Raw genomic sequence first — 12,726 nt, 5'->3', positions numbered from 1 at the left:
ACAAGGGTGCCTGGACGGCACCGGCCCGCTTTTGGTTTCCACCTAGACAGACCGGGCGCGCAGCGGGCGGCCATCAGGCAATGAGATATTGGCGACCTGTTCGGAAATCGGATCGTTGACGAGGGGATGCGCCTGCGCGCGGAATTCCTCGGGATCACGCATTTTCTGCCAGCGGTTGCCGACATAGACTTCGAGGCCCGAGAAGGCGGCCTTGTACCCCATTTTGGGGCTGCCGGGCACCCAATAGCCCAAGTAGACATAGGGAAGCCCGTTTTCGCGCGCGATGGCGACGTGATCAAGGATCACATAGGTGCCCAGCGATTCGCTGCTGCGATCGGGGTCGTAGAAGGAATAGACCATGCTCACGCCATCATCGAGAATATCGGTGAGGCAGACGGCGGTCAGCGCGCCGGTTTCGGCCTCGGTGTATTCCACGACGCGGGTGCGGATCGGGGTTTCCTCGACCATGGCGGCGAATTCGAACGTATCCATATCGGCCATGCCGCCGGTGGCGTGGCGGCTTTCGAGATAGCGGCGGAAGAGGCTGTATTGTTCCTCGGTGGCCCAAGGCGAGGTGGCGCGGCGCTTGAGGGCCGCGTTGCGGCGCAGAGTGCGGCGCTGACCTTTGGAGGCTGTGAATTCGGCCACGTTGATGCGGGCCGAAAGACAGGCGGCGCAATCGGCGCAGGAGGGGCGGTAGAGCACGTTTTGCGAGCGGCGAAAGCCCTGTTTTGACAATCCGTCATTCAAACGCTGCGCGCCTTCGCCCTGAAGCGCGGTAAAAAGCTTACGCTCCATCCGGCCCGGCAGATAGGGGCAGGGCTGTGGCGCCGTCACGTAGAACTGGGGCGCGATGGGAAGGGTATGCCGCATGGTTGATCCGTTATCTGTCTAAGCGGCACGATAACAACGATAAAGCGCCCCGCCAAGAGGCTTGTCATGGGGGCGTTACATGGCGGCGCGGCGGTTGATTGCGACGCATCCCATCACCCTGTCGGTGAGGCCCTGCGCCCGCTCACCCGTGAGCATGAGCACGATGGAAATGACCTGTAGGATCGGGATGCTCAAAGAAACCGTGAAGCCAAGCGTGTGCAAGACAGCCTGCGACAGGTCAAAGCGCGCGCCCTTGGCATCGCGGAATTCGATGGCTGTCAGGCGCATGCCCCATGTGGCCGAGCCGCGCGCGAGGGTTACGACCCGGTAGGCAAAGCCCACCACTGCCGCGAGCAGGGGAAAGAAGAAAATCCCGGTAAAGGCGGTGAACGGCACGATCAAGAGGCTGATCCCGATGATCACGACCGTATCGACGAGAAAGGCCAAAAGCCGCTTGAGCGGCACATCGGCGTAAAACTCTGGCTGGGTGTCGGGATTGGGCAGGTGCCAGCTTGTATCGGTCATGGGGTCAATCAGTATCCTTGTTGCGCCCTCAAGGTTGGGGGTGCGCAGGGGCATTGCAAGGGTTCAGGCGGTGAAATCCTCGACCGTGGCGCCGGAAATCTGCAAAAGCTGTGCGGGGTCAATGCCGAAGAGATGCCGGGGCGTGCCGGCGGCGGCCCAGACCATTGGGAAGGTCAAAAGATGCGGGTCAAAGAAGGCGCGCGGCGGGGTGAGATGGCCCAAAGGCGCCACGCCGCCAATGGCAAAGCCGGTCTGCGCGCGGATGAGGGCGGCATCGGCCTTGCCCAGAGGTTCGCCTGCAAGGGTAGAGGCGCGGTGATCGCTGACGCGGTTGGCACCGGAGGTGACAAAAAGGAGCGCCGCGCCGCTCGTCTCGCCGCGAAACATGATGGATTTTGCGATTTGCCCGATGGAGCAGCCGATCAGATCAGCCGCCATTTGCGCCGTTGTGGCATCGCCGATCTCTTGGGGGGTGATGTCATGCCCTGCCAATTGCAGGGCCTCGGTCACGCGTCTGAGGCTCTTGCTCATGATCTTCTCCGGTTTTTTCACAGTATTTCAGGCGCGTGGGGCATTGACCAGCCTTGCGCGGGTTGTATCACTCGGGTCATGAATTTTCTTGATCGCCTCACCCGCCTGCCACGCCCCTTTGATCCTGCCGAGGGGGAGGAGGCGCGTGACGCCTTGCCCGGTCTTGACCCCAAGCTATCGGATCTGGTGGCGGGGGCGGCAGGGTGCAGCCCGTTTCTGAAATCGCTGATCTTGCAAGAGGCCGCGTGGCTGGAGGGGGCGTTTGACGATCCTGAGGCGGCGCTGGTCGCGCTTTTTGCGGCGTTGAAGGAGGCCCCGGCGGAGCGTCTGGCCTCTGGCTTGCGCGAGGGCAAGCGGCGGGTGGCGCTGATCACCGGGCTTGCTGATCTGGGGGGCGTTTGGCCGCTGGAGGAGGTGACGGGGCATCTGACGGACTATGCCGATCTGGCCTGCGATCTGGCGCTGAAGGCGGCGCTGGCGGCAGAGATCAAACGCAGCAAGCTGCCCGGTATGACCGAGGCGGATGTGGCCACCGGCGCGGGCATGGTGGTGCTGGCCATGGGCAAGATGGGGGCGCATGAGCTGAACTACAGCTCTGACATTGACCTTATCTGCCTTTTTGATGAGACGCGGCTGGCACGCGAGGATTTTCACGAGGCGCGCGCCGCCTATGTGCGGGCCACGCGCAAGATGTCGGCGATGCTGAATGACCGCACCGCCGAGGGCTATGTGTTTCGCACCGATCTTCGGCTGCGCCCGGATTCGGGGGTTACCCCGGTCTGCATGGCGATGGCAGCGGCAGAGGCCTATTACGAAAGCCTTGGGCGCACATGGGAGCGTGCGGCCTATATCAAGGCGCGGCCCTGTGCGGGGGATATCGCGGCGGGGGAGCGTTTTTTGCGCACGCTCAAGCCCTTTGTCTGGCGCAAGCATCTGGATTTTGCCGCGATCGAGGATGCGCATAACATGCGTCTGGCCATTCGCGAGCATAAGGGGCTGGGGGGTGCGCTGTGTCTTGAAGGGCACAACATGAAGCTGGGCCGGGGTGGGATACGCGAGATCGAGTTTTTCACCCAGACCCGTCAGTTGATCGCGGGTGGGCGGGATGCTGACCTGCGGGTGCGGGGCACGGTTGCGGGGCTGGCGCGGCTGGCCGAGAAAGGCTGGGTGCCGCAGGCGGCGGCCGAGACGCTGACCGGGCATTACCGGTTTCACCGCGAGGTAGAACATAGGGTGCAGATGCTGCGCGATGCGCAGACGCATTTGTTGCCCAATTCGGCAGAGGAGTTTGATCGGCTGGCCGCCTTTATGGGGCGTGACACGGCCGAGTTGCGCGCCGAGATCAAAGCGCGGCTGACCGAGGTGCATGATCTGATCGAAGGATTTTTCCGGCCCGAGGAAGCGCCGGAGACACCTGAGGCGGCGGAGGCGCTGAATGGCGATGTGATCGCGCGTTGGCCGAGTTACCCGGCGTTACGCTCGGATCGGGCGGTGCAGATTTTCAAGCGGCTGAAGCCGGATATTCTGGGGCGGCTGGCGCGCACGGCGCATCCCAATGAGGCGCTTGTGGCGTTTGATGGGTTTCTGGCGGGTTTGCCTGCCGGGGTGCAGGTGTTTTCGCTGTTCGAGGCCAATCCGCAGTTGATTGATCTGCTGGTGGATATTGTTGGCACGGCCCCTGCGCTGGCGGCGCATCTGTCGCGCAATGCGGGCGTGTTCGATGCGGTGATCGCGGGCGATTTCTTTGCCGATTGGCCGGGGCGGGCGGCGCTGGAGGCAGAGCTTGCGGCGCGGCTCGCGGCTGAGTCTGATTATGAGCGGGCACTTGATGCGGCGCGTCGTTGGCGCAAGGAATGGCATTTCCGGATCGGGGTGCATCATCTGCGGGGGTTGACCGGGGCCGACCGTGCGGCGGCGCAATATGCCGATCTGGCGGGCGCGGCGATTGCGGGCGTCTGGCCAATGGTTCTGGCGCAATTTGCCGAAAAGCATGGGACGCCGCCGGGACGGGGTGCGGTGGTGCTGGGGATGGGATCGCTGGGGGCGGGGCGGCTGAATGCCGGGTCTGATCTTGACCTTATTGTGATCTATGATGCGGGCGAGGCCGAAAGCTCGGATGGGCGCAGGCCCTTGGCCGCACGGCCCTATTATGCGCGTCTCACACAGGCGATGATCACGGCGTTGACCGCGCCGATGGCCGAGGGGCGGCTTTATGAGGTGGACATGCGGTTGCGCCCCTCAGGCAATCAGGGGCCGGTGGCGACAAGCTGGCCAAGTTTCCAGAGCTATCAGCAGGAGGAGGCCTGGACCTGGGAGCATCTTGCGCTGACGCGGGCGCGGGTGATCACGGGCGAGCCGGGTTTGGCGCAGGACGTGGAGGCGTTCCGCGAGCGGTTGATCAGGGAAAAGGGTGCGCCCGAGGCGGTGCTGGAGGCGGTGGCCGAAATGCGCGCGCGGGTGGCGAGCGCCAAGGCGCCTGCCGGGCCATGGGATGCCAAGCTGGGGGCGGGGCGGCTCTTGGAGTTGGAGTTGATGGCGCAGGCGGGCAACCTTTTGGCGGGGCAGGCGGCGCGCGATGTTGTCTCTGGCTTTGCGGGGGGTGTCGCAATCGGGTGGCTGAGTGACGGGGATAGCGCAGCGCTGAACGCGGCTTATGCGCTTTGCTGGCGGGTGCAGATGGTGGCGCGGCTGATCAGCGACAAGCCGCTGGAGCCTGAGCGTATGGGCGAGGGTGGTGCCGCGTTTTTGTTACGTGAGACCGGGCAGGAGGGGTTGGCGATGTTGCAAGAGCGGCTGGAAACACTGAGCCGAGAGGCGTCCGAGGTGATGGGTGCGGCGCTTGTGCGTCTGCCCAAGGGGCGCTGAGCCATGGCACGTGATCCCATGGACCCCAAGGGGCTGATCACCGAATCCTACCGCATCGAGGGCATTACCGAGCCGGAATGTCGGTCGGTGTTCCTTGACTGGGCGCTGTCGCTGCCAGTGGGGCAGGAAGTGCCGGGTGCCATTACTGAAATGGTCGCGCGCTACGGTGGTGATAATCCTGATCATCCGATGACGCGGGTTTTGCGCGAGGGCATGGTTAGCGCTGCCCCGGCGCGCAGGCGGGGGGGATGGCGATCCCGACCCCGCGACACAGGGGACCAGTCATAATCCTGCGTGTTTCGCATGGGTTGAGTTCCCGCTTGGGTGGTGAATGACACCGTAATACACCGAGTTTGTCTCAAATGCGCCCTAATCCGGCGTCATCCATAGGTTGCGACAAGGGACACAGCCCATGGAGGAAGACATGAGCTATTTGAGAATCATTACGGTGGCGATGCTGGGATTGACGCTGTCGGCCTGTTCGAGCGTCGAGACGGCAACCCGCAACGCCCCGCTGGAAACCCCAGCCCTGCGGGCAGCCGCTGTGCCATTGGATGTCCAGCAAATTCGGGTGACTGTGCCCAAATCCCTCAAGGTCTCGGAGGCTAACAGCTATTATCCCATGGGCGATATCGTCTGGCGCGAGGATAGGCCGGGGGATCGCCATGCGCAGGTCAAGTCCATCGTTGAGACGGCGCTGGCGCGCGGTGTGGGCGACGGTGTGCCGGGCGGCATGCCTGCGGTGCTTGATGTCCAAGTCACCCGGTTCCATGCGCTGAGTGAAAAGGCGCGCTATACCATCGGCGGCATGCATTCGATCCATTTCACCATCACCCTGCGCAACCCCGAGACGGGTGCACCTTATGGTCCGACGAAACCTGTCAAAGCCAGTTTCAAGGCCTATGGGGGGCAGGCAGCGGTGGCCGCAGAGCAGCGCGGGATCACCCAAAAGGTGCGGATCACCGATCATCTGGCCAAAGTGATCCGAGGCGAATTGGGTCTGCCGCCGCGCGCTGAGACCGATCTGGTCGCGGCCTTGAGCGTGACCGAGTAAATCTGATCTTTTCCATGGGCTACAATCGGCGTAAGGGGGCGGTATGACACCGCCCCCTTATCCTGTGATCCGCCTTCGCCCGAATGTCGAGCCGCGCGCCATCCGTCATGGTGCGCCTTGGGTATTCGATAATGAAATCGTGACCGACCGGCGCACCAAGGCGCTGAGCGCGGGCACTATCGCACTTTTGGAGGATGCGGACCGCGCGCCTCTGGGCCTTGTCGCGGTCAATATGGCGTCAAAGATCATGGCGCGGATGATGGAACGCGATGTCAGCGTGGCCATTGATCGCGCGTGGCTGGTGGCGCGTCTGACCCGCGCCTATGAGATGCGCGCGCGGATGCATGACGCGCCCTATTACCGTTTGGTACATGCCGAGGCCGATGGGCTGCCCGGCGTTGTCATTGACCGCTTTGACGATATTGCCGTGATCCAGCCCAACGCAGCCTGGGCCGAGGCGATGCTGGACGATCTGGTGGCCGCCGTGCAAGAGGTGACAGGCGTGGGCACCGTGCTCAAGAACGCCGGGGGCCGGGCGCGGGGGCTGGAGGGGCTTGACGATCAGAGCGCTGTTCTGGCGGGTGTGGCACCCGAAGGGCCGGTGCCGGTGCCGATGAACGGGGCCATTTACATGGCCGATCTCTTGGGCGGTCAGAAGACCGGGCTTTTCTATGATCAACGCCCCAATCACGCCTTTGCGGCGCGTCTGGCAAAGGGCGCGCGGGTGCTGGATATGTTCAGCCATGTGGGCGGGTTCTCATTGGCCGCTCTGGCCGCGGGGGCAGAGTATGCGCTGGCGGTCGATGGGTCAGACCCTGCGCTGGGCCTTGCAACACAAGGTGCGGCGCGCATGGGGCTGGCCGAGCGTTTCGAGACGCGGCGTGGCGATGCGTTCGACGTGATGGAGGCGTTGGCGGCAGAGGGCGCGCAATTTGATGTGGTCATCTGTGATCCGCCGGCCTTTGCGCCGAGCAAACAGGCGATGGAAAAGGGGCTGCGCGCCTATGAGCGGGTGGCGCGGCTTGCGGCACCTTTGGTGGCACCGGGCGGCTATCTGGCGCTTTGTTCCTGTTCGCATGCGGCGGATTTGAGCAAGTTTCGCGCTGCCTGCACGCGCGGCATTGGGCGCGCGGGGCGGGTGGGGCCGTTGATCCATACCGGCTTTGCCGGGCCGGATCATCCGCTGCATGCCAATCTGGCAGAGTCTGGCTATCTCAAGGCGCTGTTCTATCGGTTATGAAAGTCTTGCTTGACACCTGCGTGATCTATCCCACGGTGATGCGGGAAATGATCCTGGGGGTCGCGGCGGGCGGCGCGTTTGAGCCGCTTTGGTCTGAGCGTATCCTTGGCGAATGGCTGCGCGCGGTGGTCAAGCTGGGACCGGGGGCCGAGGCGCAGGCGGCGGGCGAGGCGGCGCTGATGACTGCGCGCTGGCCGCGGGCGTGCGTGACCTATCCGCCGTCGCTGGAGGCGCGGCTGTGGTTGCCTGATCCGGCGGATCGCCATGTTCTGGCAGCGGCGATTGCTGGCTCTGCGGATGGGATCCTCACGCTGAATGCCCGCGATTTTCCACGCCAAACGCTGGCCGAAGAAGGGGTTTGGCGGGCTGATCCGGATGGGTTTTTGCACGGTATCTGGCAGGCGCAACCGGACCTGGTGGCTGCGGTGGCCGAAACGGTGCTGGACAAGGCGCGGGCGCTGTCGGAGCGCGACTGGGACATGCGCCCGCTTTTGAAAAAGGCCAAGTTGCCGCGTCTGGCCAAGGCGCTTGGGGCTAACTGACGGGCCTTTGCATTTTTTTCCGGCGTGGGTGGAATAATCCTTGCGCCGCGACGTTTCTCTCTTGTCCGCCCCGTTGCCGGGGTGTGGATCACAAGAGGAGAGAACCATGACACAGGACAAGGATACAATGCTGACGCGGCGGCGCGTGCTGGCCCGTTTGGGGCTGGCGAGCGGGCTTGCCTATGTGGCCCCGGTGATGATGCATCTGGGGGCGGCGCATGCGTCGGGCGCAGGCGGTGATGGTGGCGGCGGTGACGGCGGCGGCGGCTCGGGTGGTGGCGGGTCTGGCGGTGGCGGGTCTGGCCCCGGTGGCTCGGGCGGCGGTGGTGGGTCCGGCCCCGGCGGCTCGGGCGGTGGGGCTGGCAATGCGCGCGGCTCGGGTCCTTCGGGGCGCGGATCCAACCGCAGTTCTGGTCCTTCGGGACGCTAGGACCAACGGGCGATCGTGGCGCAGCGGTGCCCTGATCGTCCGCACTCACCGCGCAAGGCGTTGGGCAGGGTCGGCGAAAGCCCGCGCATCAGAGCGCAAATCGGGATTTTCTGTCCAGCCAGATTAGGTTTTGCGACAGGATCCCCTTTTGGGTGGCTCTGCCCATCTGATGAAACAAGCACAGGATGAATGATATGGCACATAAGGACGAGACACATCTCACGCGGCGGCGTTTGCTGATGCGGTTGGGGCTGGCGAGCGGGCTGGCCTATGTGGCCCCGGTGATGGTGCATCTGGGGGCGGCGCATGCCTCTGAGGCCAGCGGGCGCGGATCACGCGGATCACGCGGATCACGGGGATCGCGCGGTTCGGGTGGGGGCTATTCCCGTAGCGGGTATTATTACGGGCGCGGATCAAGCCGGGGGTCCTATGGGTCGGGGCCGTCGGGCCGTGGCAGGCAAGGCTATGTAAGTACGGGTCAGGTGGTCGATGGCATCATCGGCACCTTGAACGATTTGAACAGGCTGCGGTGACATGCGCGCCATGTTGCATCCGGTAAGACAGTTTGCGGCCCGGCTGCGCGCGGCGTCTGACTCCGCAGAATGCCTGTTGCGGTTCGACACCGTGCCGCAGGAGGTGGTGCTAGGCCGCGCCGAGGCGGTGGCCGGGGCGTTGTCAGAGGTGATGCCGGGCTGGGGCTGTCGGAGCCTGCCGGGAGCGCCCTCTGAGGCCGTGCCGGTGACGCGGGTCACAGCAGAGGACAGCGGGCGCTATAGCTATCAGTCGTGGTGGTCGCGCGCGCCGTTGACCGATCTGGGGCTGGCGGGGGCGACCTGTGGCGTGGTGGCCGACCTGGTGCAAAGCTATTGCGATGCGCGCCCTGAAATGATCGGGCTGCATTGTGGCGCGGTCGAGGTGGGGGGACATCTCTTGGCCTTTACCGGGCCATATCGGGCGGGCAAGACGACGCTGGTCACGCGGCTGGCGGCAGAGCCGGGGGTGCGGCTTTATTGCGACGATGTGTTGCCGGTGAACCCAGACGGGCAGGGCGTGGCGCTTGGGGTTCAGCCGCGCCTGCGCCTGCCCTTGCCTGAGGGGGTTTCGGATGGGTTTCGCGTCTATGTTGCGGATCATCTGACGGTGCAGGACCGGCGCTATGGCTATGTGCGGTGTGACGGGCAGGCCCCGCTGGGTACGCAGGCCCCCTTGGCGGGGCTGATCGTGCTGCGGCGTGAAGCCTCTGGTCCGGCGCGGCTGCACCGGATGCGGGTTGCGGATGCGGTGGCCCATATGATCCGCCAGAATATCGCCGATCCCGGCGAGACCGAGGCGCATTATGATCGGCTTGCGGCGCTTGGTGCGCAGCTTTTCTGCGCGACGCTGGTCTATAGCGATCTGGAGGAGGCGGTGCAGGTGGTGCGCGATCTCTGTGCTGCGCCAGAATTGCCGGGGAGCGGCGTGCAGATTGGCCCGATGCTGCCACCTGATCCGGTGGAGGCGGAGACCGTGCCAGCCGATCTGGCGCAGGTGTTTTGCCGCGCCGAAGAGGTCAGCGCGCGCGAGATCGGGCAGGATGTGTTTTTGTGGCAGATGGCGGGGCGCAATTTCTTTCGCCTCAATCCCGTAGCCGGGGCGGTTTGGGCGCTGTTGGAGGAGCCGTGCTATGGCCATGACATTGCCGAAACGCTGGCAGAGGTCTTTGTGGGCACGCCCCAAACGATGATTGCCGACGATCTGTCGGACCTTCTGGGGCAGATGTGCGCGCGCGGGCTGGTGCGCGCCGAGGGTTAACGCAGCAGTGCCCGCATGCCTTGATCGAGCCCGGCGAGGGTCATGGGCACCATGCGGTCCTCGAAAATCTCGCGGATCATGGCGATGGACTGGGTATAGCCCCATTCGCCCTGTGGCACCGGGTTGATCCAGAGGTGATGCGGCCATTGGCTGCGCGCGCGAGAGAGCCAGACCTGTCCGGCTTCGGCGTTCCAGTGTTCATTGGCGCCGCCGGGATAGGCGATTTCATAGGGTGACATGCTGGCGTCGCCGACGAAGATGCATTTGTAATCCGGCCCATAGGTGCGCAGCACCTCTTGGGTTGGGATCTGGGCATTCCAGCGGCGGGCATTGTCGCGCCACACGCCTTCATAGAGGCAATTGTGGAAGTAGTAATATTCAAGATGTTTGAATTCGGCGCGGGCGGCACTGAAAAGTTCCTCGACCACCTTGATATGCGGGTCCATCGAGCCGCCGACATCGAGAAAGAGCAGCACTTTGACCGCATTGCGCCGCTCTGGCCGGGTTTGCACATCAAGATAGCCATGTTCGGCGGTGGCGCGGATGGTGCCGTCAAGATCAAGTTCTTCGGCGGCCCCGTCGCGCGCCCATTTGCGCAGGCGCTTCAGCGCGACCTTGATGTTGCGCGTGCCCAGTTCGACCGAGTCGTCGAGATTGCGGAATTCGCGTTTATCCCAGACCTTGACCGCGCGTCGGTGGCGGCTTTCATCCTGACCAATGCGCACACCCTCGGGATTGTAGCCATAGGCCCCGAAGGGCGATGTGCCAGCGGTGCCGATCCATTTCGAGCCGCCCTGATGGCGACCCTGCTGTTCCTTGAGGCGCTCGCGCAGCGTTTCCATCAGCTTCTCGAACCCGCCAAGCGCCTCGATTTCGGCGCGCTCTTGGGGTGTCAGATGCTTTTCGGCCAGTTTTTGCAGCCATTCGGCGGGCAGGTCGACGGCATCAAGCACGTCTTGGGTGCTGATGGCCTCTAGCCCGGAAAAGCTGGCGGAAAAGGCCTGATCAAAGCGGTCGATATGACGCTCGTCTTTCACCATCGCGGTGCGGGCGAGGTAGTAGAAGCCGTCGACGTCATAGGTGACAAGGCCGCGCCCCATCGCCTCGAGAAAGGTCAGGTATTCGCGCAAGGAAACCGGCAGGCCCGCGCGTCTTAGGTTCTCAAAGAACGGCAGGAACATCGCGGATCAGAGCGCGCTGCGGTGAATGATCAGCGTCGCAAAGAGACCCAGAAGGGCGAAAATAAGGGCATATACAAAGGCGTATTGCAGAATATCCGCCAGCTTGCCCTTGCGCCGCCGTGCCATGAACGCGCCGGTGAGCGCGCCCAGTAGTGCCCCGATGATTACGATCATGCCTTACCCGTTCGGTCCTTTGAGCGGGCTGAGCGCGCCAACTTCGCGCAGTTTGGCACGCACGGCCCAATCCGCGCCATACCCGTAACGCGCCCAGCCCAGACTGTCCAGCCTGACGGCCTGCGCCTCTGAGACGCGGCCCGAGAGATCGAGCGCCTCGGCGCGCAGCATCATCAGCGTGGCCAAGAGGGCCGCGTTTTCGGCGCGCTCAGCCGTGGCCAGATGTGGGCCGATCAGCATCAGCGCATCCTCGCCGCGCCCTTGGGCGATGGCATAGGCGGCCAGTTGGGCGGCGGCAAAGGCACGGTGCAGGTCTGTGCCGGGGTTCGCCTCGTAGAAGCGTTCGGCAAGGACAAATTGTTCCTGTGCGAAATCGGGATCGGAGGCTTGGGTGATCCGGCCTAGCGCGAAATGGCTGAAGGCGCGGCGGTGATCGTTCCAGCCGACGGCCTGCGCGATGCGCACCGCATCTGTTGCGGCGGCGCGGCGTTCCAGCGGGCGCGCGCCCGGCCCAAGAGCCGTCTGGATGGCGTCGATCCAAGCGCGGGGGGTGGATCCGGCAAAACGCGGGGCCAACCCATCCCCGGCGGGATTGAGGCGCGACAGGATCGCGGGCAGACGTTCTTCGACTTCGCGGCGGGTCATGCCGGCGCGCAATTCGGGGGCGTAAAACACCTTGAGCACCAGCATGTCGAATCCGGTGAGCACGGCATGGACGTTGTCATCGTTAAAGACGCTGTCCGAGAGGCGGTAAAGATCGTTGAGGGGGCCAAGGGCCTGCGCGAGTTCCTCGTGCAGGCAATCGCGCACCTCTTGCGGGCTGGTGTCATTGGGAACGAAGATGGCGATTCTCTCGCGTTGGCGCAGCTGGCTCCAATCCGTGGCGCGGGAATTGCGGGCGGCGCGGTATTGCGACAGGCGCGAGATATTGGGCACGACGAAACAGGCGGCCTTGGGCAGGCTGCGCTGGATGGCGTCGCGGCTGACGGCCTCGATGGTGATATTGGCGGGGCCTTCGGAGACGCGGCTGATGTTGATCCCCGCCTCGGTTTGCAGGCGGTGCATCAGGCGGTTGAGGTCTGAAATGAGGGTGATCGGAGGTTCGCCGGTCACGCGCACGGTGATCGGCCCCTCGAAGCGCGAGAAATGTTGCAGCATGCGACCCGACTCAAGCTGAAATCCAAGATCGAGGATGTCGCGCTGAATATCGCGGTTGGAGCGTTGCGGGGGCAGGGGGCGGGGGGCGGAAAACGCCTTCATCGGCGGCATCCCGGCCTCTTCCGGCATCGCGGCGCGGGTGGCCGGTTCGTGATAGCTATAGGTGCCGGGCACACAGGCCCCTAGCAGCAGGCAGATCGGTAGAATGACACGACGCATAAGACCCCCGTAACCTAAATCGAAACCAAGGAGCCCGCAGCCGCCGTGGCGCGGGCCCAGTCGCCGACGGGGGCGGGCAAGGGGCGTGCAAGACCCATCGGCCTTGCGCAGCGTATCCCTGCCACGGCCTTTGCCGGGTCGGG

General features: G+C 64.3%; 14 protein-coding genes. 8 read left to right on the top strand and 6 right to left on the bottom strand.

What is annotated here, in order from left to right; genetic code table 11:
* Window positions 1–42: 42 nt before the first annotated feature.
* The 3 genes from ROSMUCSMR3_RS02095 to ROSMUCSMR3_RS02085 all read right to left on the bottom strand — a co-directional run bounded on the left by ROSMUCSMR3_RS02095 (window position 43) and on the right by ROSMUCSMR3_RS02085 (window position 1,929).
* Window positions 43–873, bottom strand: coding sequence for an arginyltransferase (locus tag ROSMUCSMR3_RS02095; RefSeq protein ID WP_081506292.1), 831 nt, complete (start codon window positions 871–873; stop codon window positions 43–45).
* Between the two features lie 75 nt (window positions 874–948).
* Window positions 949–1,398 carry an RDD family protein gene (locus ROSMUCSMR3_RS02090; protein ID WP_037298841.1) on the bottom strand — a complete coding sequence of 150 codons (450 nt, stop codon included), beginning with the start codon at window positions 1,396–1,398 and terminating at the stop codon, window positions 949–951.
* 63 nt (window positions 1,399–1,461) lie between these two features.
* Window positions 1,462–1,929, bottom strand: a complete 468-nt coding sequence (locus ROSMUCSMR3_RS02085) for a YbaK/EbsC family protein (RefSeq protein WP_081506291.1) — start codon at window positions 1,927–1,929, stop codon at window positions 1,462–1,464.
* A gap of 78 nt (window positions 1,930–2,007) precedes the next feature.
* Here ROSMUCSMR3_RS02085 and ROSMUCSMR3_RS02080 point away from each other — a divergent pair, with 78 nt between their 5' ends.
* The 8 genes from ROSMUCSMR3_RS02080 to ROSMUCSMR3_RS02045 all read left to right on the top strand — a co-directional run bounded on the left by ROSMUCSMR3_RS02080 (window position 2,008) and on the right by ROSMUCSMR3_RS02045 (window position 9,851).
* Window positions 2,008–4,794, top strand: coding sequence for a glutamine-synthetase adenylyltransferase (locus ROSMUCSMR3_RS02080; protein WP_081506290.1), 2,787 nt, complete (start codon window positions 2,008–2,010; stop codon window positions 4,792–4,794).
* A 3-nt stretch (window positions 4,795–4,797) separates the two neighbouring features.
* Window positions 4,798–5,082, top strand: coding sequence for a hypothetical protein (locus ROSMUCSMR3_RS02075; protein ID WP_008282986.1), 285 nt, complete (start codon window positions 4,798–4,800; stop codon window positions 5,080–5,082).
* A gap of 136 nt (window positions 5,083–5,218) precedes the next feature.
* The gene (locus ROSMUCSMR3_RS02070; RefSeq protein WP_237183519.1) at window positions 5,219–5,848 is read left to right on the top strand and encodes a DUF6778 family protein; all 630 of its coding nucleotides are present in this window, start codon (window positions 5,219–5,221) and stop codon (window positions 5,846–5,848) included.
* 43 nt (window positions 5,849–5,891) lie between these two features.
* The gene (locus tag ROSMUCSMR3_RS02065; RefSeq protein WP_081506288.1) at window positions 5,892–7,088 is read left to right on the top strand and encodes an RSP_2647 family RNA methyltransferase; all 1,197 of its coding nucleotides are present in this window, start codon (window positions 5,892–5,894) and stop codon (window positions 7,086–7,088) included.
* Entirely contained in the window at window positions 7,085–7,630 is a 546-nt protein-coding gene (locus ROSMUCSMR3_RS02060) for an RSP_2648 family PIN domain-containing protein (RefSeq protein ID WP_081506287.1), read from the top strand. Before ROSMUCSMR3_RS02065 ends, ROSMUCSMR3_RS02060 begins: the two co-directional genes overlap by 4 nt.
* A 106-nt stretch (window positions 7,631–7,736) precedes the next feature.
* Window positions 7,737–8,060, top strand: coding sequence for a hypothetical protein (locus ROSMUCSMR3_RS21420; protein WP_081506286.1), 324 nt, complete (start codon window positions 7,737–7,739; stop codon window positions 8,058–8,060).
* 194 nt (window positions 8,061–8,254) lie between these two features.
* Window positions 8,255–8,593: a hypothetical protein gene (locus ROSMUCSMR3_RS02050; protein WP_050775754.1), complete on the top strand. Its 339-nt coding sequence runs from the start codon at window positions 8,255–8,257 to the stop codon at window positions 8,591–8,593.
* A 1-nt stretch (window position 8,594) separates the two neighbouring features.
* Complete coding sequence (locus ROSMUCSMR3_RS02045) at window positions 8,595–9,851, top strand: PqqD family peptide modification chaperone (RefSeq protein WP_081506285.1); 1,257 nt, start codon at window positions 8,595–8,597, stop codon at window positions 9,849–9,851.
* On the opposite strand, the gene ROSMUCSMR3_RS02040 is transcribed toward ROSMUCSMR3_RS02045, so the two are convergent.
* Genes ROSMUCSMR3_RS02040 through ROSMUCSMR3_RS02035 form a run of 3 tightly spaced genes read right to left on the bottom strand, consistent with a single transcriptional unit; the run spans window position 9,848 to window position 12,583 of the window.
* Entirely contained in the window at window positions 9,848–11,032 is a 1,185-nt protein-coding gene (locus tag ROSMUCSMR3_RS02040) for a vWA domain-containing protein (protein ID WP_081506284.1), read from the bottom strand. The two genes, ROSMUCSMR3_RS02045 and ROSMUCSMR3_RS02040, sit on opposite strands and share 4 nt — an antisense overlap.
* A 6-nt stretch (window positions 11,033–11,038) precedes the next feature.
* A complete protein-coding gene (locus ROSMUCSMR3_RS21415) occupies window positions 11,039–11,206 on the bottom strand; it encodes a hypothetical protein (protein ID WP_008281167.1) in 168 nt (55 codons plus the stop codon).
* Window positions 11,207–11,209: 3 nt separating this feature from the next.
* Window positions 11,210–12,583, bottom strand: coding sequence for a DUF2927 domain-containing protein (locus ROSMUCSMR3_RS02035; RefSeq protein ID WP_008281166.1), 1,374 nt, complete (start codon window positions 12,581–12,583; stop codon window positions 11,210–11,212).
* Window positions 12,584–12,726: the final 143 nt, after the last annotated feature.

This window comes from Roseovarius mucosus, assembly GCF_002080415.1.
GTDB lineage: Bacteria > Pseudomonadota > Alphaproteobacteria > Rhodobacterales > Rhodobacteraceae > Roseovarius > Roseovarius mucosus_A.
The sequence above is the reverse complement of the archived record's forward strand: the minus strand, read 5'-3'. Positions and strand labels throughout refer to the sequence as shown.

Coding starts and splice junctions, on each gene's coding strand:
- ROSMUCSMR3_RS02095 (WP_081506292.1), bottom strand. CDS start 873: ATGCGGCATACCCTTCCCATCGCGCCCCAGTTCTACGTGACGGCGCCA.
- ROSMUCSMR3_RS02090 (WP_037298841.1), bottom strand. CDS start 1,398: ATGACCGATACAAGCTGGCACCTGCCCAATCCCGACACCCAGCCAGAG.
- ROSMUCSMR3_RS02085 (WP_081506291.1), bottom strand. CDS start 1,929: ATGAGCAAGAGCCTCAGACGCGTGACCGAGGCCCTGCAATTGGCAGGG.
- ROSMUCSMR3_RS02080 (WP_081506290.1), top strand. CDS start 2,008: ATGAATTTTCTTGATCGCCTCACCCGCCTGCCACGCCCCTTTGATCCT.
- ROSMUCSMR3_RS02075 (WP_008282986.1), top strand. CDS start 4,798: ATGGCACGTGATCCCATGGACCCCAAGGGGCTGATCACCGAATCCTAC.
- ROSMUCSMR3_RS02070 (WP_237183519.1), top strand. CDS start 5,219: ATGAGCTATTTGAGAATCATTACGGTGGCGATGCTGGGATTGACGCTG.
- ROSMUCSMR3_RS02065 (WP_081506288.1), top strand. CDS start 5,892: ATGACACCGCCCCCTTATCCTGTGATCCGCCTTCGCCCGAATGTCGAG.
- ROSMUCSMR3_RS02060 (WP_081506287.1), top strand. CDS start 7,085: ATGAAAGTCTTGCTTGACACCTGCGTGATCTATCCCACGGTGATGCGG.
- ROSMUCSMR3_RS21420 (WP_081506286.1), top strand. CDS start 7,737: ATGACACAGGACAAGGATACAATGCTGACGCGGCGGCGCGTGCTGGCC.
- ROSMUCSMR3_RS02050 (WP_050775754.1), top strand. CDS start 8,255: ATGGCACATAAGGACGAGACACATCTCACGCGGCGGCGTTTGCTGATG.
- ROSMUCSMR3_RS02045 (WP_081506285.1), top strand. CDS start 8,595: ATGCGCGCCATGTTGCATCCGGTAAGACAGTTTGCGGCCCGGCTGCGC.
- ROSMUCSMR3_RS02040 (WP_081506284.1), bottom strand. CDS start 11,032: ATGTTCCTGCCGTTCTTTGAGAACCTAAGACGCGCGGGCCTGCCGGTT.
- ROSMUCSMR3_RS21415 (WP_008281167.1), bottom strand. CDS start 11,206: ATGATCGTAATCATCGGGGCACTACTGGGCGCGCTCACCGGCGCGTTC.
- ROSMUCSMR3_RS02035 (WP_008281166.1), bottom strand. CDS start 12,583: ATGCGTCGTGTCATTCTACCGATCTGCCTGCTGCTAGGGGCCTGTGTG.